Genomic DNA, 23,357 nt, shown 5'->3' on the forward strand with positions numbered 1-23,357 from the left:
ACAGCTAATGGAGGAGAAAATTGTGCTTATTATACTCGTTATGTTTCTTCTTGGGATTATCCTCGGTTTTATCGGAGCCGGAGGAGCTGGCTTTGTTATTGCACTCTTAACGATGCTTTTTCATATACCGATTCATACGGCTTTGGGGACTTCCCTTGCCGGCATGGCATTTACCAGTTTATCGGGAGCATTCAGTCACTATCGAGAAGGCAATATTCAGATGAAGATCGGCATAATCGTCGGTTTCTTCGCGGCGTTCGGTTCATTTTTCGGGGCAAAACTCACTTCCCTTATCCCCGCCGATTTACTGCATTACATGACTGCGGGAATGCTGTTTTTATCAGCTCTTCTCATTTTAGTCAGGTTATTTGTATTAAAAGAAAAATCCGTGAATTCCGAGCGGCAAAGCAAGCTGCACATGTGGGTGAAAGCCGTATTACTGGGAATCATCGCAGGTATCCTGTCGGGAACGTTCGGTATCGGTTCAGCTCCTTTCATTCAAATCGGTTTGATGATTCTTTTGAATTTATCCATCCGCCAATCGGTCGGCACCACCATGCTTGTCATTATTCCTCTCGCCATAGGCGGAGGGCTTGGTTATGTTACTGAAGGATTTGTAGATTATATCTTGCTGGTAAAAGTTTTGATCGGGACGATGTGCGGCGCATATGTCGGCGCAAAATTCACCAACCTGGTGCCAAAATTCATATTGAAGTCAGCCATCTTTCTGACACCGGCCATCGCCGGGCTGATGCTATTATTTTAATAACCTGATACGGGGGGCCGGCGCCCCTCGTATTTTTATTTGTTTTCAATCAGCCGTTTAAGCTTTGATTCTGTTTCGGTATTTTCTGCCGGGGTATAGACACTGCATCGTAAATCGCTGTTGCCCTGAACCTGTAATAAAGTCAGGTTAAATACCATTTTTCCGGCTTTTGCGTGGCGGAACTCAATCAAGACTTCCGGGGCTGAGCTGACCTCGCTCTCATTCCACAATGTATGAAATTCCGAATAGGCATGCTCCATTTTTTCAATAAACTGTGAATACCATTTATCCGCTACATATTGACCGTAATAGGTTCTGAAAATGGCAATAAATCCTTTCACAAAATGCTCCCAGTTCACGGCTAAACTTCGTAATTCTTTTCTCGAAAACAGCAGCTCAATAAGATTCCGCTTTTCAGGCGGTATTTGTTCAAAATCTAAAAATACATGAGCCGCAGCCTGATTCCATCCCACAATATGACATCGTCTGTCCGAAATGATGGTTGGACAATAACGGAGTTCCTGCACCATTTTCGTAAGCGCCGGGCTGATAATGGTTTCTTCTTCGGGGGAGAAAGTCTGTTTTACGCCTTCGTCTAAAGCAAGCGCGTATAAATAATTTCTTTCATCTTTATTCAGCTGTAACGCATCTGAGACCGCATCTGAGACCGCCGCAGACACTTTAATGTCTCTTCCTTGCTCCAGCCACGTATACCATGTCGTGCTCACGCCGGCTAACTGGGCGACCTCTTCTCTCCGAAGCCCCGGTGTTCTTCTCCGGGTGCCCATCGGCAATCCGGCCATCTGAGGAGAAATTTTAGCCCGCTGCGTTTTCAAAAACTCTGAAAGGGCTTGAAGCCTCGCTTCTGGTATCATGTTACCTCTCCTTTCTTACATAGTATTTATTATACTATGATAAACAACAACTTGTAATAGGATACTGACAAGTTAAAATAGAAACATATTGAAGGAGGAATGACTATGAAAAGAGTTGTCATAACCGGAATGGGCGTTATTTCACCTCTGGGCAATGATGTAGATACACTTTGGACTCATCTCATACAAGGGAAATCCGGAATATCTTTAATAGATTCGTTTGACGTATCCAGCTCCAAAACAAAAATAGCGGGAGTTGTCCGTGATTTTAACGCAGTAGAAAGATGGGGCAAAAAAGAAGCTAGACGGCTGGACCGTTTCAGTCAGTTTGCCTTAGCAGCGGCCGAACAGGCTTTGGAAAGCTCACACATTCAGCTGGATAAGATTGACCGTGAACGTCTCGGGGTGTATGTCGGCTCCGGAATCGGCGGAATCACCACACTGATTGACAATGTTCATGTATTAAATGAACGGGGCCCCCGAAAAGTGAGCCCCAGCCTGGTGCCCATGATGATCTCGAATGCGGCCGCCGCCCAGATCAGCATCAGATTAGGCGCGCTCGGTCCTTCTCTCTCTCCCGTCACAGCATGCTCGATCGGGAACACATCCATTGGAGAAGCATTCAACGCGATCCGAAACGATGACGCAGATATTATGTTTGCCGGAGGTGCAGAAGCAGCGATCACGAACTTATCATTAGCAAGCTTCGGCAATGCCCAAGCGTTATCAACGAGAAATGAAGATCCGGCATCCGCAAGCCGACCGTTTGATGCGGATCGTGATGGCTTTGTCATGAGTGAAGGCGCCGGCATCTTAGTACTGGAATCATTGGAGAGCGCAATCGGCAGAAATGCTCCTATATTGTGTGAAGTGCTCGGCTACGGAGCAAGCTCAGACGCTTATCATATGGTAGCGTCCCACCCGGAAGGAACAGGTGCATATGCAGCAATGAGAAACGCTTTGAAGAAAGCAAATGTGTCAGCGGATGAAGTTGATGTCATCAGCGCCCATGCAACAAGCACAAAAGCCGGAGATCTTTCTGAAACATTGGCAATCAAAAAACTATTCGGAGAGCTTGCCTATGACATTCCGGTTACAGCTAATAAATCAATGCTCGGCCACATGCTGGGTGCGGCCGGCGGGGTTGAAGCGATTGCTCTGGCAGAAAGCCTGAGACGCGGAATCATCCCTCCGACGATTAATGTGGAGAGCCCTGACTCCGTGTGTGATTTGGATTACGTAACGGATGGCCCTCGGCATAAGGCATTAACGCTCGGCCTCTCCAACTCATTCGGCTTTGGAGGCCACAATTCAGCCATATTATTAAAGAAATATGAATGACTGCATACGAAAAAGGAGTGAAATCATTTCACTCCTTTTTGGCTTTCTCCGTTTGTTTCGTTAATGTAAAAAAGGCAATAGAACCGAGAACGGACGTCGTAAACATGATAGCCCCCATCGGGACGGCTGTCGATTCATTCATGCCCACAAGCGGCGAAACGATGGAACCGAGAAGCAGCGGCAGCATGCCCAACAAGGCGCTTGCGCTTCCCGCGCGGTGCCCCTGCTTTTCCATTGCCAGCGTAAACGTGCTTGTCAGCGTCATTCCGATTGTAATCATGTAAATAAAAATTGAAATCACCAGCGCTGCCAGCGGGCCGTGAATCATCGTCATGACAAGCAGGACGGCCGTTGCAAGCATAGCTGTAATGACCCCGATTCGAAGCAGGCTTTTCTCGTGGATGATCCCTCCGAAACGTCCTATAATGAAGCTTCCGGTAATAATGGCCAAACCGTTTATGCCGAATAAAATGCTAAACACCTGAGGCGATACGCCATAAATATCCTGGTATACAAAAGGCGTTCCGGATACATAAGCAAAGCTGCCTCCGTGAATAAAACCGACCGTCAGCGCATAGCCGATAAATGACCGATCCTTCAGCAAGCCGCCCATTGTGCGTACAGAATTCCCGATCGAGCTTGGAATGCGCTTTTCCGGCGGCAACGTTTCCTTCAGCTTGACCGCAATGATCAGAACAAGCAAAAATCCAATGAAGGTTAAAAAGAGAAAAATCGTATGCCATGAGGCAAATGGCAGCAGTAAAATCGCGCCGCCCGTCATTGGCGCCACCATCGGGGCAACGGCAGTGATAACCATTAACAGCGAGAAGAATTTGGAAAGTTCTCTTCCCGTAAATACATCCCTGACGATGGCACGGGACAGGACAAGCCCCGCCGACGCAGTGAACCCCTGAAGAAAACGTGCAATGACTAATGTCGTAATGTTCGGGGCGAGAGCACAAAACAGTGAAAACAGGGCAAATAAAAAAATACATATTAATAACGGCTTTCTTCTCCCCTGTGCGTCACTGACAGGCCCGACAATAATCTGGCCGATCGTAAGCCCGATCAGACAGGCCGTTAAACTGAGCTGGACAAGCGAAGCGCGGGCGCCTAAATCCTCGGCAATCTCCGGGAAACTCGGCAAGTACATATCTATATTAAGCGGCCCCAGTATGGCAAGCATGCCAAGAAGAAACGCCAGAGCAAGCCGCTCTTTACCAGTCGGATTGTGCAGCATATCGTTCTCACCTTTCCTTTATAATCTCATAATTCAGCAAAACATTTATATATTGTATCATAATTTTTTCTTTATTTTTTAATGTTTTCAAGCTGTTTTACCGCTAAAAAGATAAATGGCAGGCGAGGAACACACGAAGAAGAATGGTTGCGGAGCAAAATGGGGTCATTGCAGCTTCACATTAAAAAACCAAGGGCCGTAACGGCCCTCGGTCATTAGACACGCGGTCAGTGTTTTAACGCGATTGCTTTTCTTTAAACGCTTTTGAATACTGGTCAGCGGCAATAATCGCATCAGCAACGTCTTCAGCCGTGACATTAAAGCCGGCATGGATTGTTTCTTCTTCTATCGTTGCAGCCTCGGCCACTTTCATAATGTCCTCTTTAGAGGCGTCTTTTAATTTTATATCCTCAAGTGTAACAGGCAGTCCCAAGCTGATATAAAACTCAATGTAACGTTCAATTTCCTCTAATGAATGTTTTTCTAAAGCCAATTGAACGAGGGTGCCGAACGCTACTTTTTCTCCGTGAGTCAGGTGGTGAATCTCCCCTTCAAGCGCGGTGAAACCGTTATGAATGGCATGTGCCGCAGCCAAGCCGCCGCTTTCAAAGCCTAAACCGCTCAGAAGCGTATTGGCTTCAACCACCGCTTCCAACGCAGGAGTGACGACTTTCGCTTTCACGGATTCATAGGCGAGATGGCCATATTTGAATAGCACTTCCTCACATTTTTCCGCAATGGCTGCTCCGGCTATCGTAGGGATTCCCCCTGCCATTGTTTTACCGCCATTCTCGATGACACTGCGCGCCTCTATCCAAGTGGCCATCGCATCAGCAATGCCTGACGATAAGAAACGAGGCGGAGCTTCTGCGACAATTTTCGTATCGACCAAAACCAAGTCAGGATTTTTGTTGTAAAACCGATAGTTTTCAAAGGTGCCCTTCTCGGAATAAACAACAGAGAGCCCGCTTGTCGGTGCATCAGTCGAAGCTGCCGTCGGAACAATGACGGTGTAGCCGTTTATTTCATCCGACACGGCTTTGGCCGTATCAAGCGTTTTACCGCCTCCGACACCGATGACAATTGATGCGCCTGCGTTGTTGGCAATGCCGGCAATTCTTTTGATTTCTTCCCGAGAGGCTTCTCCGTTAAAGACAACCTCCTCTGAGGAAATATTCTTTTTCTTTAATTCATCTGCGACTTTGTGCCCCGCGATATCCCAAACGATTTTGTCTGCGATAACGACAGCTTGTTCACCAATGCCTTGCAGATGCTCACCAATCTTTTCGATTGCGTTTTTTCCTTGTACATACTTTGATGGACTGATAAAGATTCTTTCCAACATAATCATCCTTTCTTTGTTGTATTACATAAAATGTCTCTTGGTGATAGATAGAAAAAACTTTCTTCTAATATCATTCCTTATTCCTGCGCGAATCAAACATGATTTCTATCTCTTCCGAGGCGGAGAAACAAATTTAGAATAAAAAGAAGAAACGACCATCCAAAACGATTAAAAATATAACATACCTTTTAATTGATACACAAAGAATGTGCTTAAAAAACTTAAATTATTTTATTAAAATAAAAAAACATTGCGTGACATCTGTATTTCACTTAAGCAGAAAAACGATTTTTTACAGCATTGACAAGAAGTGCAGGTGTCTATATAATCTTCGATATTGAACATTCTTTACAGAGTGAACTAACAAGCTTTAACATACATTCGTCTTAGAAATTATTTAGTTTTCACTAGATAATTTTTGAGGCGTTTTTATTTTGCTATATACATTCTGACTGCGGAGGAGGTTTGCACATGAAGACAATTTGTAAGGATATCCTGCTGATAATAATCGGAGCCTTTCTTATTGCTGCATCTGTTGAATTTTTTGTGATCCCAAATCAATTAGGTGACGGCAGTACCGTGGGGATAGCTCTCGTTTTATATTATTTATTTCATATTCCTGCAAGTATCACCACTCTGGTCGTGAATCTTATTTTTATCGGATTGGCTTATAAATTTTTAGCGAAAAAAACAATTTTATACACGATACTGGGCACAGGCATGACCTCTGTTTTTCTCAGTATCGTAAGCTTTATTCCGTTTGGCGTTCACGACATGGTGCTCGGTATTGTGTTCGGAGCATTATTAATGGGAACGGGGCTGGCTTTGATTTTCATTGCTGACGGTTCTACCGGCGGGACGACTCTTTTAGCGTATTTATTAAATTATACGAAGGGCTATAACATCTCAAAGAGCATGTTTTATATGGACTGTGTCATTATATTCGCTTCGGTTTTCGCCATTGGTATCAATAACACGCTGTATACGTTTATATTCGTATATTTGTGCGCTAAAATCGTTGATATCGTCATTGAGGGCTTCCACAATAAAAAAGCCCTGACCATCATGTCTGATAAATACGAGGAAATTGCCAAGGCTATCACCAGCGAATACGGAAACGCGGCCACTATTTTTTATGGATACGGATATTATGACAGTAAAGACAAGCGCATTATCTATGTTGTCATTAAAAAGAATGAGCTGTTAAAAATCAAAAATCACATCCAAAAGATAGATCCTAAATCATTTATTGTCATTCATGAGGTAAAAGAAGCGGTCGGAGGAAAGTTCGGCTTTACGGAGCTGCCGTCGGCTGCGAATGAGAAATAACGGCTTGCAGAGTGTTTCTGCAAGCTTTTTTATATTCGGCCCTCCCCGCTCAAAGGTTTTTACATCTTTTCGATCGAAGTAATAGATGAACACTTTTTTTGATGGGAGAACATAAAATGAATATCAAAACCGACAGGCTCGTAATCCGGACATTTGAACCGGAAGATTGGCAAGATGTCTATCAGTACACGTCAAATCTGAATGTCATGAAGTATATACCGGAGGGTGTCTTTACCCAAGAAGATGCCAAGAAATTCGTTACTGAAAACAGCGGTGACCATGCCGAGAAGTTTCCTGTTGTATTAAAGGATGAAAAAACGGTCATCGGCCACATTGCTTTTTTTAAGTATTTTGGTGATCATACGTATGAAATCGGATGGGTGTTTCACCCGGAATATCAGGGCAAAGGATATGCTTCAGAGGCGGCACGAGCCGTGCTGGCATTCGGGTTTACAAAGATGAAATTACACCGGATCATTGCGACATGCCAGCCGGAAAACATTGCTTCGCACAGGGTGATGGAAAAGATCGGAATGAGACGGGAAGGCTTTTTCAAAAAATGCATCCCCCATGATAATGAATGGTGGGATGAATATTATTATGCCGTTTTAGAAGAAGAGTGGGAAGCCCCGGGTTTGGAATAAAAAGGCTTTTACCTTTTGCTTTGCGGATAAGTGTGTGATACACTGATTTTATTAATATGAGAAGGGATGATGGGTGGACGATGATTAACTAATCTTATTTTTAACGTTTGAAATCGCATATTTCAAATCAGAAAAAATAGGATTAGTCTGCCCATTTTCTATAAATGACACAGCTATTGAAAAATAGCTTATTTGATGATGTACAGGTACGGCTAATCCTTCCAAATCAATTGGGAGGATTTTTTTAATTCTCCCTTAAAGCGAGGGAATGATCTTATGAAAGAATTATTAAAATTAATCGGCATCAGCTATGAAGCAGGGAGCTTTTGCATGTTTGAAGATATTAATGCCAGTGTTCAGAAAGGGGACATCATCGGTATCATCGGCAAAAACGGCGCCGGTAAATCTACATTGCTGCAATTGATCAACGATGATGCAGCTCCCACAAAAGGATATATCCAATGGATGCAGCAAGGCCAGAATGTTTTTATGGTGGAACAAGAAACCGAGTCGCACTCTTCCGGGGATCTGGGGCCTTCAGAAGTGAAATTATTAGAAAAATGGAATGTGCCGGCTCATGACTTTACACAGTTAAGCGGCGGAGAAAAGCTGAAAGCACGGCTGGCAAAAGGTTTCTCAACAGCTGCTGATCTTTTGTTATTAGATGAGCCGACAAACCATCTCGATAAACAAAGTTTAGAAATCCTTAAAAAACAAATGCAGAACTATAAAGGCACCATTATTTTCGTTTCGCATGACCGCGCTTTTTTAGATGCCGTGACGACAAAAATATGGTCGATTGAAGGAAAAAAGCTGATTGAACATAAAGGCAATTACTCCGGTTATATGGAGATTCGCAAACAGAAAAGGCTGACTCAGCAGCGGGAATTTGAAAATCAGCAGAACATGATTAAGCGGATCGAAGCCCAAATGAATGAGCTCACTGCCTGGTCGAAAAAAGCCCATGCACAATCGACGAAACAGGAAGGCACTAAAGAATACCATCGGGTAAAAGCAAAACGTACGGATGCCCAGATCAAGTCAAAACAGAAACGCCTTGAAAAAGAGCTGGAAAAAGCAAAAGTTGAACAGGTTGAGGCGGAATATGATGTGCGCTTTTCCATTGAAACAAATCATAAGGCGGGAAAGCGGTTTTTAGAAGTGAAAAATCTAACAAAATCGTTTGGCGGACGAACGCTATTTCAAAATGTCAATTTCACCATTCAGCACGGTGAGAAGATTGCCATAACAGGTCCGAACGGCAGCGGAAAGACGACATTATTGAAAGTCATCCTCGGACAGGAAACAGCGGAAGGCGATATATGGATGTCACCCTCTGCAAATATCGGCTATTTAACGCAGGAAGTATTCGACTTGCCGCTCGAACAGACGCCGGAGCAGCTGTTTTATAAAGAAACATTCGCGGCGAGAGGAAAGGTTCAAACGATCATGAAGCATCTGGGTTTCACGGCATCGCAATGGACAGAACCCATCGAAAAGATGAGTATGGGCGAGCGTGTAAAGTGCAAGCTGATGGCATATATTCTGGAGGAAAAAGATGTGCTTATATTAGATGAGCCGACAAACCACCTTGACCTGCCTTCACGCGAGCAGCTCGAAGACACATTAGCACAATATAGCGGAACGCTGCTCATCGTTTCACACGACCGATACTTTCTCGAAAAAACAACGGACAATCAGCTCGTCATGTCAAACAGCAGCGTCCAAAGGCAATGGAAAGAAACCTCTTCAAAAAGAGATGATCAGGATGAATTGCGTTTAAAGCTGGAAACAGAGAGACAGGAAGTGCTGGGAAAGCTTAGTTTCATGACCCCGAATGATAAAGCGTACCCAGAACTCGATAAGAAGTTTAAAGAGCTGACGGAACAAATAAAAACACTAAATCGGCTGTAAAACGGGGCGGGCCGTTTTGAATTTTTATTTCTGATCAAAACAGAAAATAATAAATACCAAAGGCCCTTAAACCCTTGGTATTGTTGCAATCTGCCTCGCGGGTGATTCATCCGCGAGGCTTTTTACTAAGGCTGCTATGATGAAGCTATTTCAAAAGCCCTTCTTCTTTCAAAAATGCTGCGGCTGTTGCTTCTGCACTTTTCCCCTTTACGTTCACGTCATAATTCATTTCCCGCATCTTTTGATCTGTTATTTTTCCCGCAAGTTTATTTAACGCGCCCTCCAGCTCTGGATATTTTTTTAATGTTTCTTTTCTTACCAACGGAGCACCTTGGTATGGCGGGAATACGTGCTTGTCATCTTTCAGTACAGACAATTTATATTGTTCTAATTCACTGTCCGTTGAGTAAGCATCTACTACATGAATATCACCTGTTTTGATTGCATTGTAACGAAGTTTCGGCTCCATCGTCACCAGATTCGAAAATGTGATTCCATACATTTTCCGAATGCCGCGATATCCGTCTTCCCGATCGGCAAACTCTAAAGTAAAACCGGCCTTCAGGCTGTTCTGATGACTTTTTAAGTCCGATATGGTTTTAAGATTGTATGCGGCAGCTAATTGCTTCGGTACTGCTAATGCATACGTATTGTTATACTTCATCGGCTTGAGCAGTTCCATATCAAATGTTTTAAGCATTCCTTTTTTCGCTTGTTCATACACCTGTTTTTCATCTGTACTTACGGGTGTTTCTTTTAAAAACTCAGAAATGGCCGTGCCGGTAAATTCCGGATAAATGTCAATATCCCCTGATTTTAATGCATTGAATACAAATGAAGTTTTGCCGAAACCGGGTTTCAATTCCGCGTGTAAATCGGTCTCTTGTTCAATAAGAAGCTTATACATATTGATTAAGATTTCAGGCTCAGAACCAAGCTTTCCCGCGATGACAATGTTTTTGTCCTCCTGTCCAAAAGAAACTGATATGGTCAGGACGATTAAGACGGCTGCTGCCAGTACTCCAATACCAGCCAATGATTTTTTAAAAGAAACTTTTTCAAGCTTCCGAAGCAGGAAATCAAACAGGATAGCCAGGATGGCAGCCGGTATAGCTCCAATAAGAATAAGTTCTGTATTATTTCTATCAATCCCGAGAAGAATTAAGTCACCTAAACCTCCGGCCCCAATAAGAGCCGCTAATGTTGCAGTGCCGATAATTAAAACCATGGCAGTTCGTATTCCCGCCATTATTACCGGCAGCGCCAAAGGAAGCTCTACCTTTACTAACCTCTTTCTGCTGTTCATTCCCATAGCTCTGGCAGCTTCAATTAAGGAAGGATCAATCTCCTTAATCCCTGTGTATGTATTTCTTAATATAGGCAGCAGCGCATAAACAATAAGTGCGATAACAGCAGGTATTTTCCCTATACCGACTATAGGAATGAGAAGACCGAGCAGAGCCAGCGACGGAATGGTTTGCAATACGGCTGTTATACCTATGATGACTTCTGACAGCTTTTGTTTTCTCGTCAGATAAATACCAAGGGGGATAGATATGATAACGGCAAAAAAGAGAGCGATCAGAGAAATTTGAATGTGCTCCAGCAGCGCGTTTATCAGCTGTCCTTTCCTGTCTGATACTTCATGTAAAAAACTATTCATTCATGTGACCTCTCTTTTGAATATGATCAGCCAGATACTGTATAAACGCCTGTCTGGTGATGACGCCAATCATCTCACCATTACCCTCAGCAAATACTTGATCATGTTGTGTTAATTTATCCAGAACCTCCTGTAAAGAGGTTGATACAGAAACTGTTTCAGAAGTATTCGATTGTGCAGCGTCTGTTTGCTGTACGATGTCTTCAAGATTCATTTTTTCATTTGTTATACCTTCTTGCACTCCGACAAAGTCTCTTACAAAATCATTGGCAGGCTGATGCAGAATGTCATCAGGTGTGCCGATTTGAACAATTTCACCGTTATTCATGATGCATATCCGGTCTCCAAGCTTTAATGCTTCTTGTATATCATGGGTGACAAAGACAATCGTTTTTTGTATTCTTCTTTGTAAATCCAGCATATCATCCTGCAATTTCACTTTTGTCATCGGATCAAGGGCGCTGAACGGTTCATCCATTAAGATCATTTCAGGATCTGCAGCTAAAGCGCGCACGACACCGATTCTCTGCTGCTGGCCTCCTGAAAGCTCATGAGGTTTTCTTTCACGGTATATTTCAGGATCTAAACCAACCATTTCTAAGAGCTCATTGACACGCTGTTTGATTGTTTCCCGATTCCATTTTTTCAATTCGGGGACGACAGCTATGTTTTCTTCAATATTCATATTCGGAAACAGAGCGATTTGCTGCAGAACATATCCTATATTCCAGCGCAGCTCATGAATGTCATATTCACTTATTTTTTGATCATTTATAGATATCGTACCGCCGGTCAATTCAATGAGGCGATTGATCATCTTCAATGTTGTCGTTTTACCGCTGCCGCTGGGCCCGATAATGACAAAGAATTCGCCTTTATTTATCACTGCATTGAATGATTTCACAGCAAACGTGCCGTCTTTGTACTGTTTTGATACATTGTTAAATTCAATCATATCGTCACTTCCCTGTCATGATCTGTGATCAAACCTTTTTGCGCTAAATCCCTCATTCATTAGAATTAACTCCTATCCCCCTAAAGAATAGACTGATTCTTAAGGATTAGTTTCGCCATTTCCGATGAGTGTAGCACTTATGTACAGGTTCTACAAGGTTTAAAACAGCACGGAATATGAAGGAGAAACATCTCATCAAAAAATGAATAAAAAGGATAATTTGTATAATTCAAGAGGGCAAATAACAGTTTTCAATTGAAATAAGAATCGTTTCTTTTTCGTCGGATGTAAAATCAGTCAAGGCAGCCTTCTCTGAATATTCTCTGGTCTTTTTCATAACGGCTAAACCTTTTTCCCTTTCTCTGCAGCTATTGATAAATCAAGAATAATTTGAAAGACATACGTAAAATCTATGTTCATGAGAACTGCCTGAAATAATACGAAAAAAATATACACCAAAGAAAGGCTCAGGTGCACGAAGGATGCCCCAATTGATTGGAATAACAGGAAATATCAAGATTGATCAATCCGGCCCTTTTCCGGGTTATGATCGGGCTTATGTAAATAATGACTATGTTCAGTCTGTGGCAGAAGCCGGCGGTGTGCCGTTTATATTACCGGTTATTAAGCAGCCGGAAATGCTGAAGCAGCAGATTTCCCGGCTGGATGGCGTGATCTTGTCAGGCGGCCAAGATGTGAATCCGCAATTATACGGGGAAGAACCTTTACAGGCATTAGGCGGAACGTTTCCGGATCGGGATACGTACGAACAGCAATTGATAAAAACAGCTATTGCATTAAATAAGCCAATCTTAGCTATTTGCCGCGGAGTGCAAATATTAAATGTCACATTCGGCGGCAGTTTATATCAAGATTTGACATATGCTTCTTTTGCATATATTAAGCATAACCAGGAGAAAGAGCCGTCTTTAAAAACCCATTGCGTCTCTTTTGAAGCCGGTTCTCACCTACACTCTTTGTTTGGAGATTCAGCAATGGTTAATTCGTTCCATCACCAAATCATAAAAGACGTCGCTCCGTCATTTAAAGCAACAGCTTATGCAAAAGACGGTGTCATCGAGGGAATAGAACGACAAGGTGATTTATTTGTCGTCGGTGTACAATGGCACCCGGAAATGCTCACAAAGAAACATGATGATATGAAGAAACTTTTTTCTCTGTTTATTGAACGTTGTAACTGAGCTGCTATCTATCTATTTGCAAACAGAGGTGTAAGAGAAAATAAAAAACATACCAACGTGATTTGGTATGTTTCTTCATGAAAGCCGATAGGTGAATTTTTGGGACAGCCCTTGTTCGCAATGATTCATTTAGAAGGAAATGCGTGTTTCTTATTGACAAATGAAATCATTAAAGCTGCAAAAATTAATAAAAACATGATGACAGGAAAGGATTGGCTGCCAGCGTGATCAAGAAGAATTCCCCCAAAAATCCCGCCGCCGGCAATAGCGATATTCCAAACGGTTGTATTCATAGACATAGCGGCGTCAACGTTAGCTTCCCCAACGGCTTGGGCTAACGCTGTTTGTAATAAGGTAGCCGCCCCTCCAAAGGCCACTCCCCAGAGTGCAATACCGACAAAGATAACAATTGAATTGTATCCCGAAAATTGAAATAATAATGCAGCGATTGAGAAACCGAGCAGGCTCAGCAAAACAAGCAGACGAAGCCGCTTATCAATGAATAATCCGGTAACCCAAATTCCAATGAGAGACAAGACCCCAAACACTAATAACGCTGTGCCTGTTTGTGAGCTTAGGCCTGCCGGGGTAAGAAATGCAGCAATATAGGTATACAAAATATTATGAGAAACCATCCAAAGAATGACCACCGTTAGAATAGGCCGCACCCCGGGGATCGTTAATACGTTAAACACATTGACACGCAGAGCTTTTGAATTTCCGAAGAAATCAGGAACCTTAAGGATAATCCATATGATAAGAACAAGAGACAGCAAAGACATGATTATAAAAACAGCACGCCATCCCATCAGCCCCCCTAAAAAAGTTCCGATAGGCACGCCAAGACTAAGCGCAATCGGGGTGCCGACCATAGCGATGGCCGTGGCCCGGCCTTTAAGCTCTTGAGAAACCATCCGTCTTGCATAACCCGTTAACATACTCCATACAATTCCTGCACCAACCCCTGCAAAAAATCGGGCAATTAAAGTGACCGTATAGTTAGAAGAAAAAGCTGTGACGCTGTTAAAAACAAGAAACAAAACAATCGCGAAAAGGAGCAAAGGTTTGCGCCGCCAGCTCTGTGTTGCAAATGTGACAGGAATTGCCGCAACTAACGAACCGAGCGCATACAACGTAACCAGTTGCCCTGCAAAGGAGGCTGATACATTTAGTCCATCACCGATTTGCGGAAGCAGACCCGCAGGAACAGTCTCGGTCATAATACAAATAAAGCCGGCCATTGAAAGGGCTAATAATTCAAACCAAGGGATTTTTTTTGCGGCTTGTTCTTGAATACCAGCTGACATAGGCATCTATACAACTCCTTCATTTTGTTTAAATACGTTGGCTGCTGCTCTCCCTTCAATTTAATTTTGGATCGATTAATCCATATGTTATGCCATACATAAAATCTTGTCAATTAATTTTGGATCGATTAGTATATAATTAATGATTCAGGGGAGGTGGCCTTATGGCCCGTACCGGCCGTCCGCGTGCATTTGACAAGGAAGAAGCGATTTCTAAAGCCATGGTGCTGTACTGGGAACAAGGATTTGAATCGACGTCCCTCGCTCAGCTAAAAGAGGTGATGGGTATTTCATCAGCAAGCTTTTACGCCGCATTCGGCTCCAAGGAGGCGCTGTTTAAGGAAGTTATTGACCGCTACAAAAGTTCATATGGACAAGTAACGGATTGTTTGACCGATACTTCAATAACTGCAAAAGAAGCGATTGAGAAAGCACTAAGGCAATCTGCAAAAATGCAGACAGATTCTGATCACCCTTCCGGCTGCTTGCTGGTCCTATCGGCAAGTGTCTGTTCAGATAAAAATAATCACGTAAGAGATCTGCTTTCTTATGAACGTTCTTTAATCCGAAGTAAATTGGAGACGTGTATTCGACGGGGACAAGAAGAAGGAGAAATTTCTGACTCAGCAGATGCTGCAGCTCTGTGTGCCATGTTTGAAGCATTTATGTATGGGATTTCAACACAAGCGAAAGATGGAGTAAGTCATTCAAAAATTGATTTGGCAGTAACGCAAATTATGAAGGCCATTGAGATCTAACAAAATAGCTTTGCAGCTGTTTTCGATTAGCTGTGAATTGTAACATCAAGTACAATACCTAAATAAAGACAGCTCATGACAGCCGCGTGTAAATGATTGTTCTGGACAAACCATTCACGGATGTGCTGTCATGAGCTGATGTCATCATAAAAAACGCCCAAATCCTCATAGGAAATGAACGCATAAAAAAATACCAAAAGCCTCTAATTCCTTGGTATCATTGGCTGCAGCAGAGAGGACTTGGATGCGGATAGGAGACATATCTGCATAAAAGCTGACAAAATGAAAAAATTCCTTTTGTCTTAAAAGAAAACAGGATTGGTATGTTTCTTCGTAAGATTAGGGGCCTTATATATGGCCCCTTCCTCTCATTTCAGCAAGCTTAATTTTCCGATTTTATTGCATTCTAATGCGAACCATACGTTACCATCTTTATCGCATCCAATTCCGTGAGGTTCACTATTAGATGTTTTAATCGGGTACTCTTCAAAAGATTGCTCTCTTGTCAACCTTCCTATTTTATTTGCGCCCCATTCCGTGAACCATAAATCAGATTCTGCTCCCGCAGCAATAGCATGAGGCCGTGCATTTGGTGTAGGAATATCATATTCAGTGATGTCGCCTGAAATAGTAATCTTGCTTATTTTGTTCCCTATTATTTCTGTAAACCAAAGTGCATCATCATTTCCCCTTGTAAGCCCCACTGGTCCTGCTCCCGGTGTTGGAATTGGATATTCCGTTATTTCTCCCGATTCAGTTATCTTGCCGATAGCATTGTTTTGATTTTCAGTAAACCAAAGGGCGTTATCGGAGCCAAGTGTAATAAAAGAAGGATATGATGCTTTATTCGGCAGTTCATATTCATGAATTTCTCCTTCTGCTGTCAGCCTCCCAATACGGTTTCCATTCATTTCTGTAAACCACATATCACCATTTAGGCCTTCAGCAATTCCATATGGCGCTGAATTCGGTTGCGGTAAAGGATACTCTGTAAAAATGCCCGCTGTTGTAAGCTTTGCGATTTTATTAGATTCATTTTCAGTAAACCAAACATCACCTATTGAAGATATGGCCAAGCACATCACTCTTGCATCAGGAGTCGGAACAATATATTCTTTGATTGTTCCATCTTGAGTAAGACAGCTGATTTTGTTTGCTTTATGTTGAGTAAACCATACCTTTCCTTCTTGTGAGATAGCTATTCCATAAGGACCGGAATCTGAATGTAACAATTCTATTTCCTGCAGCTCAATATTCATATAAACCCCTCCATTAAGAATAATCTTATACAAAAAAGCCTCCTATTCTCATTTTACGAGACAAGGGGCAAAGTAATTCTTGTACTCAAACGGACTTGGTTTACAGGCACTTTTAATGACAATAACTAAGCAGCTGATCTGTTGTAAGTATTGTTGCAAATTCATCGTGTAATGTCGCTAAAGATATATTGTGTATCGTTTCCGCATCATAATATGTACCGTTTTGGTCCTTCATCCCAAAAGCTGCCGCAGCATCTGAAACCAGATATGTGTTGAAACCTAAATTCGCACTCATTCTTGCAGTTGTTGAGACACAATGAGGTGTAGTCAAGCCTGTTATTATAACTGTTTCGATTTTATTCTCTTTTAGAAATTCTTCCAGATTAGTGCCAATAAAGCTGCTGTTCACTTTCTTTGTTATTATTACTTCTCCATCAATAGGCTTTACTATGTCTTTTATAGCATATCCCTCATTGTCCGGATGGAATACCGAACGGGGGTTATCTGACTTGTGCTTTATATAGATGACTGTAAATCCTTTCTTCCTCCACAATTGAAGGATCTTAGACGTGTTTTCCTCAGCGTTAAGATTATTTCGCTCTCCCCATTTTTTATCATCGAATGCTTTTTGGATATCTACTAAAATTAAAGCTATATTTTTATTATCCATGATTTCCTCCTATTACGAAATGCATAAAACCTTATATCTGATTATAACGGGCGTTGATTAAACAATAAACGATGGAAATCGATAGCTTTAGTTCTGGATGTTGAACTGTTATTGTCTCTCCTATTCATCGTTTTGTTTCTTCAAATATTAATGTTGAAGTATTTCTCAAATGCGGCTCTTCCGTTTTGTGTAATCTTGACAGCCCTTGTTTTAGGCTTACGAACTATCCATTCCTGTTCCAGCATTCTTACTAGTAACGCATTCCCCAATGCCCCGGCAATATGATGTGTACGCTCACTCCAGTCTAAGCAGCAGCGCGCAAATGCTCTTCTCTTATTTCTTTGTTGTTCTTCGTTAATACCAAAATTCTTTAAAAAAAGAACCCCTTCGGAAGTGACCTCAAAGTTTAAATCGGCTTTTTTTAAAAGACCTTGCTCGATCATTGAATTTGCAACTTGCACGCCGATAAAACCGGCTAAATGATCATAACAGGTGCGGGCAAAATGCAAGTCGCTTTTTTCTCTTGAATCCTTTAACGATCTCACTTGAGAATCAGGCGAAATATGAAGCAATTGTTCGATCACTTTTGCAGTATCGGCGTCAGATAATTTATAATACCGATGCCTTCCATGCTTCTCTGCACTGATTAGCTTTGCTTCAAGCAATTTATGCAGATGAAAACTTGCAGTTTGAGGTTTAATGTTAGCGAGATATGCAAGCTCGCCTGCAGGGTGTATTCTTCCATCCATTAGGCTGAGAAGAATGGAAGAACGTGTGGGATCAGATATCAGCGAAACTGTTTTTGCAATATTAGGATTCATGCTTGTCCTCCTTACATTCATATTTCGATGATAATTGAAATGTTAAACCTTTACAATAAAAATTGAATGATGATAAGGAGGCATACGCGTTGGACAATCATTTTAAAGAAATCAAACCAAAAATTATGTATTACGGCACTTCAACATTACTTCTTAACACTTTGAATGAGGATGGCACCACCAATATTAGCCCTATGTCTTCTTCGTGGGCTCTCGGAAACTGTATTGTCCTTGGAGTAGGACTGGGAGGAAAAGCAATTGAAAATCTTGAAAGGCACAAGGAATGTGTCATAAACTTACCCAGCCCGGATTTATGGGAGAACGTTGAAAGAATTTCGTCTTATAGCGGGAAGAAGGATATACCGCTTTTGAAGAAACAGATCGGGTTTACTTACAAAAAAGAAAAATACGAGGCGGCAGGGCTAACACCATTAGATTCGGTAACAGTTTTACCAACACGCATTAAAGAATGCCCTATCCAAATTGAAGCAGAAGTGAAACATATTCGGATTCCAGAATATGAAACATCATTTGCGATTGTAGAAACACAAGTGATACATTTTCATGCCGAGGAAAGCATCATATTGAACGAAAACCATATTGACCCTTTAAAATGGAGTCCGCTTATTTATAATTTCAGACATTATTTTGATTTAGGAAGACAAGTAGGAAAAACATTTCGCTCAGAGACGTGATGATTATTCATTAACCTTGGCGGCGCGTCATCAGTATAAAAATAAAACATACCAATATCATTTGGTATGTTTTATTTTCGGTTCATATCAGATTGAATCAGCATTTTAATGTGTAAATTCACCGTTGGCTGCTCCTTCATCTAAAATCGATTTAACATAGGAACCGGCATACCCTTTTTGATTAAACAATTCGGCAGATTTCTTAATAATAAAAGCTCGGGTCTTTTCCCCTTTCCGCATCCCGTTTTTCCTTTCGCAAAGTTCAAATTTTGCACAAAGATTATTCACACAGCTGATGTATACTAAAAAAGAGACCGGACGGTTCGGTCTCGAATATTGTCTGTTCTGACCTTGCCGTGATTGCATTTGCACCGCAAGCTAAAGGAGGAAAGCAAACTGAAACAGAGTAAGTTTCTTGCTTCTAAAACGAAGCACTTGTACACAGCCATTCTCATTTTTATCTTAGTATTTATTTTTTACACTCTGTATTTGAATTTGATAAAGGATCCAAAATCAACGTCTTTTCTGAGTCATAAAACTGTGCTGCGTGAATCATTTAACCTGCCGCTTTGGTTAAATGTCATGTATGTGCACGTCATTTTTGCGTGTTTGGCTATGTTCACCGGGGCTATTAACTTCTCAAGAAGAATGTTGACAGGTATACCTAGGGTACACAAACTAAATGGATATTTCTATTTCATTTCGGTACTTATCGTGACACTTACATCAGGATATATGGCTCCCTACTCAACCGGCGGAAGAAGTGTAAGCATCGCCTTTAATATCGTGAATATCATTTGGCCTGCGATGACGGTTACTGCAATATTCAAAGCCAGACGAAAGCAATACAGCAAGCATCAAGAATGGATCATCAGAAGTTATTTATTCTGCTTTACTAATCTATTTATTCATTTGATTACTTCAGCCTGCAATAAGGAATTCGGATTGGTCCATGATATTAGTTACACGATTGGTGTTTATGGAGCCATTGTTCTTAACCTTGTCATCGCAGAACTCATCATTCGATTTAGAAAGCAGCCGTACAATCTGCAAACACCTCTTGCTAAAAATAGAGGGATTATTTGATCCCCTCTTTTGAGGCGGCAAATGTTATAGACCGCATAAAGAAGAGGATAGGAATACCTGCTCCTGCCCTCTTCTTTAAATACGGAATATATTGTCAGCTCCAGTTTTTCTCTATAAATTGAATTGCAGGTTGTAAATCGGTTTTGTTAGCAATTGATATGACAGCGGGAACCACAGAAGGGTCCGTTTTGGAGTAGTTAGGAATCCGTGGATCTAAACGGAAAAAACGATCTCCCAGAAGTTGAGAACTGACCATGGATTCATAGTAACCATTTCCGCCAGCGACAATCGAAAGAAACGGAAGTAACGGCTCATCGGGCGATCGATCGAAAAGAACTCCCCAATTCGGAGGAAGGTCCTTCAGATTTTCGGGGCGTATGTTATCTGAACTCACCATCCCCCATCCCTTCGTATCTCTTCTTAACTGAGTCGGGGTTTCACCCGTTCCAATGGATAATACTGCAATTTGATCCAGCGGCTGGTTGGCTTTACCCACAGCAAACGCGATACTGGCTGTACTAGGGTTAGTTGCCACTACGTACCCATCCACGTAGTTTTGATAGGCTCGCTGCGTCGCGGGAGCACCGCTGCTGCGCAGGATGACATCACTCGCTTTCTCATTTAAATAGGGAGAGCCGGGATAATTGTGGAATAACACAGGAGTCCAGCGGTTCAGCTCCGGTGAGTATAAATGAAATGCAGGGACAACAATTCGTTTTCTAAAGTTTTTAAGACGAAGACCTGATGGAAAAAATGACTCTACCGCTTCAATAAAACCGGAATATGGCAATTGCTGATTAAAAACAGGTCCTCCTGGCCGGGAAATGCTGTATGCCGGCAGGATTTTTTCCTTAAAATACTCGAGGGTCTCCTTCGGCGATCTTCCGCTTGCTAACGCAAGGGCAATAAATGAACCGATTGAACTTCCCGAGAAAACATCGGTTCGTCTAATTAGCTCTGGTGTTAGTCGAGACAATCTGTTTATAAGTTGTAAACTTAAAGCCCCTAAGGTACCGCCTCCGTCAAAGGACAAGATCCGATATGTTGTCAAAGTCTTTTTTCTCCTTTCTAAACTGAACACAAGTATCATTCAATATATGCTGAGCTTGTGTCTGTTGTGTACACTTTGACATATTTTAAAGATGAATTGTTTCTTCTGCTTCTTTTACTTTAAAAACGCCCAATCCTGTCCATTTAATGCTAAGGAAAAAAGCTGGTACCATCCTTGGAAGCCGAACAAGCCAAGCTGAATTTGCAAAATATTGATACGTGAATGAATTGCCAATCCTATAAAACAAATGCTGAGGGGCAGCACCCTCAGCATTTGTTTTTATAGCCTCTCATTTTCACTGTTTATTTTGAGTGTTTATTACATGCATCACAAAATTCGCATGGCATAAAATCGCCAGAAGCTAGAAATAATGGCCGGCATGTTCATTTATTTCTTTACCCAGCTGTATCCCGTTGGATTATGGAATTTAATATTATTACCACTTAGTCCTGCTTGATGAGAAGATGGCTGACCATATTTGAGAACGTTTTTAGATTAAACTTCATATCAGATTCAAATAAATCGAACGTCATTAAATACCGTCCAATCTCTTTAGATATGGCGGCATATGGTCCTCCAGTAATACTTTAAGACACTCACATGCCGCTTAGTGAGGATTACTCATTCGTAAAAGAACGGTCAGGACATTCAGTTTCCTTTACAATGAATTTGATCGTCGCGCTTTGTGGATTGACTGTAGTTAACATTCCTTTTATGTCTGCGATGGGTTTAACAGCAGGGCTTAGTGTATTAATGGCTGTTTTAGCTTCAATTACGTTAGTACCGGCTGTCTTATCTGCAGCAGGGAAACGTATGGTTCCAAAACGAAGAAAGAAAAATCCGCTCCAGCCAAGTCTTGAAAATTGGCTTGATACTCTTTCTTTGTATAAACACACTTTAAATAAAAATACTTATTTGGTTGCGCACAGCTTAGGGTGCCCCGCCATTTTGAGGTTTTTGGAACGTACCCAATTGCGCGAACAACTGGGCGGAATCATACTCGTTTCCGGCTTTGCCGAATCATTGCCCAATTTAAAGATGCTGGATGAATTTACTGAGGGTTCGTTTGATGATCAGAAATTGATTGAGTCCGCAAAGCGTCGTGCTGTCATTGCTTCTACGGACGATCAAATTGTGCCATTTGCATGGAGCAAGGATCTGGCACAACAAATTTACGCTGCGTTTTATGAAGTCCAACACGGGGGTCATTTCTTAGAAAATGAAGGATTTACTTCTTTGCCTATTGTTTATGATGTTTTAACCTCCTATTTTTCAAAAGAAACTCGCTAAATATGGCATGACTTTAACCGCAGGAGTAGCGGACTTTCTCTAGGACATTTGCTGATTCTAACTCATCATTTATGAAAGAAAGCTGTTCTATCAGCAAGAAAATGGAAGGTAACTGATGCGATGGAGGATTTTGATAGTAGGTAATTATACAATCCTCTCTAACAATTCCCCACCTTTTTCTGCCATGACACGAGGTGGATAAGGCATTCCATTTTTTAACCACCATCCACTACCCCTACGTAAGCATTTGCAACAAATTGCATTAATTTAATCATTGAAAAAAGCTGATTTTCCTTTTGAGGATGTCCTTGGCTGAAAAGCCAAAAAGATATCAGGATTGTTTGGTATCTGGATAAATCCAAGCGAGTCCCCATCGTTTCAAAATTAATTATCATTGAAGATTGGAAATCTAATTCAGCGAAAAAGATGCCCATAGGCAGCAGGAGTCTAAATCTCTTTCAAATGATCTTTGAACCTGATTCCACCTATTATTCAGGTAGCTTGAACTCCTCTAAACGCATTCATCACCAAATCATGCACATAGGAATCGTCCACCTCGTCACCGGTTACAAGCAGACGATAGAAAATCGGTCCGTAAATGAGATCTATGCTTACACCAATATCAAGATTCTCTCTCAATTCTCCTTTCTGAATCCCTTTTACTAAAAGGTCTTTAGCTTGGAGCCGGCGGGGTTGGAAAAACCGTGTGCGATATTCTTCTGCCAATTTTGCATCCAACTGCCCTGCACCTATTAATTCCGTAATAACGTTTCCTTCCCGGCTTGTCAAAAACCTTGCTAAGTTCGTGGCGTGGGTTAAAATATCATTTACTGCCGATCCTGTATCTGGCACAGGCAGTCTGTCCGCAGCGGTCGAAAGAAAGCTGTCCATGACAACGGCAGCCTTATTAGACCACCATTTATAAATCGTTGCTTTACTTACTTGAGCACGTTCTGCAATTTTATCGACTGTCACCGCGTCAAAGCCATTTTCCAACAATAGGTCATAGGCTGCAGAAAGAATCGCCTTATGCGTTCCTTCATCACGCGGCCGTCCTCGTTTATTCTGCACATGAATCATTCCTTCCCTAAATATAAACTATACGTTCAGTATACTTAACCTGAATAAAAAAAGAAAACAGAAACC

Annotated in this window: 20 protein-coding genes and 3 pseudogenes; 11 read left to right on the top strand and 12 right to left on the bottom strand. The window is 41.9% G+C overall.

Annotated features, from left to right (window positions below):
- Window positions 1–22: 22 nt before the first annotated feature.
- A complete protein-coding gene (locus J7E26_RS03815; RefSeq protein ID WP_214801427.1) occupies window positions 23–766 on the top strand; it encodes a sulfite exporter TauE/SafE family protein in 744 nt (247 codons plus the stop codon).
- 35 nt (window positions 767–801) lie between these two features.
- Here J7E26_RS03815 and J7E26_RS03820 read toward each other — a convergent pair whose 3' ends face one another.
- On the bottom strand, window positions 802–1,641 hold the full coding sequence (locus tag J7E26_RS03820; RefSeq protein ID WP_214801430.1) for a helix-turn-helix transcriptional regulator: 840 nt from the start codon (window positions 1,639–1,641) through the stop codon (window positions 802–804).
- A 105-nt stretch (window positions 1,642–1,746) separates the two neighbouring features.
- Here J7E26_RS03820 and fabF point away from each other — a divergent pair, with 105 nt between their 5' ends.
- Window positions 1,747–2,982 carry a beta-ketoacyl-ACP synthase II gene (fabF, locus tag J7E26_RS03825; protein WP_214801433.1) on the top strand — a complete coding sequence of 412 codons (1,236 nt, stop codon included), beginning with the start codon at window positions 1,747–1,749 and terminating at the stop codon, window positions 2,980–2,982.
- Window positions 2,983–3,010: 28 nt separating this feature from the next.
- Here fabF and J7E26_RS03830 read toward each other — a convergent pair whose 3' ends face one another.
- Both J7E26_RS03830 and J7E26_RS03835 read right to left on the bottom strand, forming a co-directional pair.
- Window positions 3,011–4,222, bottom strand: coding sequence for a Bcr/CflA family efflux MFS transporter (locus tag J7E26_RS03830; RefSeq protein ID WP_214801437.1), 1,212 nt, complete (start codon window positions 4,220–4,222; stop codon window positions 3,011–3,013).
- Between the two features lie 235 nt (window positions 4,223–4,457).
- Complete coding sequence (locus J7E26_RS03835; RefSeq protein ID WP_214801440.1) at window positions 4,458–5,567, bottom strand: glycerol dehydrogenase; 1,110 nt, start codon at window positions 5,565–5,567, stop codon at window positions 4,458–4,460.
- A 471-nt stretch (window positions 5,568–6,038) separates the two neighbouring features.
- On the opposite strand from J7E26_RS03835, the gene J7E26_RS03840 reads away from it, so the two are divergent.
- The 3 genes from J7E26_RS03840 to abc-f all read left to right on the top strand — a co-directional run bounded on the left by J7E26_RS03840 (window position 6,039) and on the right by abc-f (window position 9,454).
- Complete coding sequence (locus tag J7E26_RS03840) at window positions 6,039–6,896, top strand: YitT family protein (protein ID WP_214801443.1); 858 nt, start codon at window positions 6,039–6,041, stop codon at window positions 6,894–6,896.
- 116 nt (window positions 6,897–7,012) lie between these two features.
- The gene (locus J7E26_RS03845) at window positions 7,013–7,540 is read left to right on the top strand and encodes a GNAT family N-acetyltransferase (RefSeq protein WP_214801446.1); all 528 of its coding nucleotides are present in this window, start codon (window positions 7,013–7,015) and stop codon (window positions 7,538–7,540) included.
- Window positions 7,541–7,816: 276 nt separating this feature from the next.
- The gene (gene abc-f / locus J7E26_RS03850; protein ID WP_214801448.1) at window positions 7,817–9,454 is read left to right on the top strand and encodes a ribosomal protection-like ABC-F family protein; all 1,638 of its coding nucleotides are present in this window, start codon (window positions 7,817–7,819) and stop codon (window positions 9,452–9,454) included.
- A 145-nt stretch (window positions 9,455–9,599) separates the two neighbouring features.
- Here the strand turns inward: abc-f and opuFB are convergent, their stop codons facing one another.
- Together opuFB and J7E26_RS03860 are read right to left on the bottom strand one after the other, a co-directional pair.
- Complete coding sequence (gene opuFB, locus J7E26_RS03855) at window positions 9,600–11,117, bottom strand: ABC transporter permease/substrate-binding protein (RefSeq protein ID WP_214801450.1); 1,518 nt, start codon at window positions 11,115–11,117, stop codon at window positions 9,600–9,602.
- Window positions 11,110–12,072: an ABC transporter ATP-binding protein gene (locus tag J7E26_RS03860; RefSeq protein WP_214801452.1), complete on the bottom strand. Its 963-nt coding sequence runs from the start codon at window positions 12,070–12,072 to the stop codon at window positions 11,110–11,112. Before J7E26_RS03860 ends, opuFB begins: the two co-directional genes overlap by 8 nt.
- 482 nt (window positions 12,073–12,554) lie before the next feature.
- Here J7E26_RS03860 and J7E26_RS03865 point away from each other — a divergent pair, with 482 nt between their 5' ends.
- The gene (locus tag J7E26_RS03865) at window positions 12,555–13,274 is read left to right on the top strand and encodes a gamma-glutamyl-gamma-aminobutyrate hydrolase family protein (RefSeq protein WP_214801454.1); all 720 of its coding nucleotides are present in this window, start codon (window positions 12,555–12,557) and stop codon (window positions 13,272–13,274) included.
- Between the two features lie 125 nt (window positions 13,275–13,399).
- On the opposite strand, the gene J7E26_RS03870 is transcribed toward J7E26_RS03865, so the two are convergent.
- Window positions 13,400–14,587, bottom strand: a complete 1,188-nt coding sequence (locus J7E26_RS03870) for an MFS transporter (RefSeq protein ID WP_214813135.1) — start codon at window positions 14,585–14,587, stop codon at window positions 13,400–13,402.
- A 158-nt stretch (window positions 14,588–14,745) separates the two neighbouring features.
- On the opposite strand from J7E26_RS03870, the gene J7E26_RS03875 reads away from it, so the two are divergent.
- Entirely contained in the window at window positions 14,746–15,339 is a 594-nt protein-coding gene (locus J7E26_RS03875; protein WP_214801459.1) for a TetR/AcrR family transcriptional regulator, read from the top strand.
- 368 nt (window positions 15,340–15,707) lie between these two features.
- Here J7E26_RS03875 and J7E26_RS03880 read toward each other — a convergent pair whose 3' ends face one another.
- From J7E26_RS03880 to J7E26_RS03890, 3 genes are all read right to left on the bottom strand, one after another.
- A complete protein-coding gene (locus tag J7E26_RS03880; protein WP_214801462.1) occupies window positions 15,708–16,598 on the bottom strand; it encodes a Vgb family protein in 891 nt (296 codons plus the stop codon).
- 112 nt (window positions 16,599–16,710) lie between these two features.
- Window positions 16,711–17,268, bottom strand: a complete 558-nt coding sequence (locus J7E26_RS03885) for a cysteine hydrolase family protein (RefSeq protein ID WP_214801465.1) — start codon at window positions 17,266–17,268, stop codon at window positions 16,711–16,713.
- Between the two features lie 140 nt (window positions 17,269–17,408).
- Window positions 17,409–18,089, bottom strand: coding sequence for an ArsR/SmtB family transcription factor (locus J7E26_RS03890; RefSeq protein ID WP_214801468.1), 681 nt, complete (start codon window positions 18,087–18,089; stop codon window positions 17,409–17,411).
- 125 nt (window positions 18,090–18,214) lie between these two features.
- Between J7E26_RS03890 and J7E26_RS03895 the strand changes: the two genes are divergently transcribed.
- Complete coding sequence (locus J7E26_RS03895; RefSeq protein ID WP_214801903.1) at window positions 18,215–18,784, top strand: flavin reductase family protein; 570 nt, start codon at window positions 18,215–18,217, stop codon at window positions 18,782–18,784.
- Between the two features lie 447 nt (window positions 18,785–19,231).
- Window positions 19,232–19,870 (top strand): DUF2306 domain-containing protein, encoded by a 639-nt coding sequence (locus J7E26_RS03900; RefSeq protein WP_214801905.1) that lies wholly within the window; start codon window positions 19,232–19,234, stop codon window positions 19,868–19,870.
- Window positions 19,871–19,964: 94 nt separating this feature from the next.
- On the opposite strand, the gene J7E26_RS03905 is transcribed toward J7E26_RS03900, so the two are convergent.
- Window positions 19,965–20,921: a patatin-like phospholipase family protein gene (locus J7E26_RS03905; RefSeq protein ID WP_214801472.1), complete on the bottom strand. Its 957-nt coding sequence runs from the start codon at window positions 20,919–20,921 to the stop codon at window positions 19,965–19,967.
- 639 nt (window positions 20,922–21,560) lie between these two features.
- Here J7E26_RS03905 and J7E26_RS18190 point away from each other — a divergent pair.
- Window positions 21,561–21,785 (top strand): annotated as a pseudogene (locus J7E26_RS18190) (MMPL family transporter); the annotation flags it as partial.
- Window positions 21,759–22,211: pseudogene (locus J7E26_RS03910) on the top strand (alpha/beta hydrolase); the annotation flags it as partial. The pseudogenes J7E26_RS18190 and J7E26_RS03910, both read left to right, overlap by 27 nt.
- A gap of 144 nt (window positions 22,212–22,355) precedes the next feature.
- On the opposite strand, the pseudogene J7E26_RS18195 reads toward J7E26_RS03910, so the two are convergent.
- Window positions 22,356–22,477, bottom strand: a pseudogene (locus J7E26_RS18195) (TetR-like C-terminal domain-containing protein); the annotation flags it as partial.
- A gap of 226 nt (window positions 22,478–22,703) precedes the next feature.
- Window positions 22,704–23,282 carry a TetR/AcrR family transcriptional regulator gene (locus J7E26_RS03915; RefSeq protein WP_214813139.1) on the bottom strand — a complete coding sequence of 193 codons (579 nt, stop codon included), beginning with the start codon at window positions 23,280–23,282 and terminating at the stop codon, window positions 22,704–22,706.
- Window positions 23,283–23,357 lie beyond the last annotated feature (75 nt).

Source organism: Bacillus sp. ISL-51 (assembly GCF_018613535.1).
GTDB lineage: Bacteria > Bacillota > Bacilli > Bacillales > Bacillaceae > Bacillus.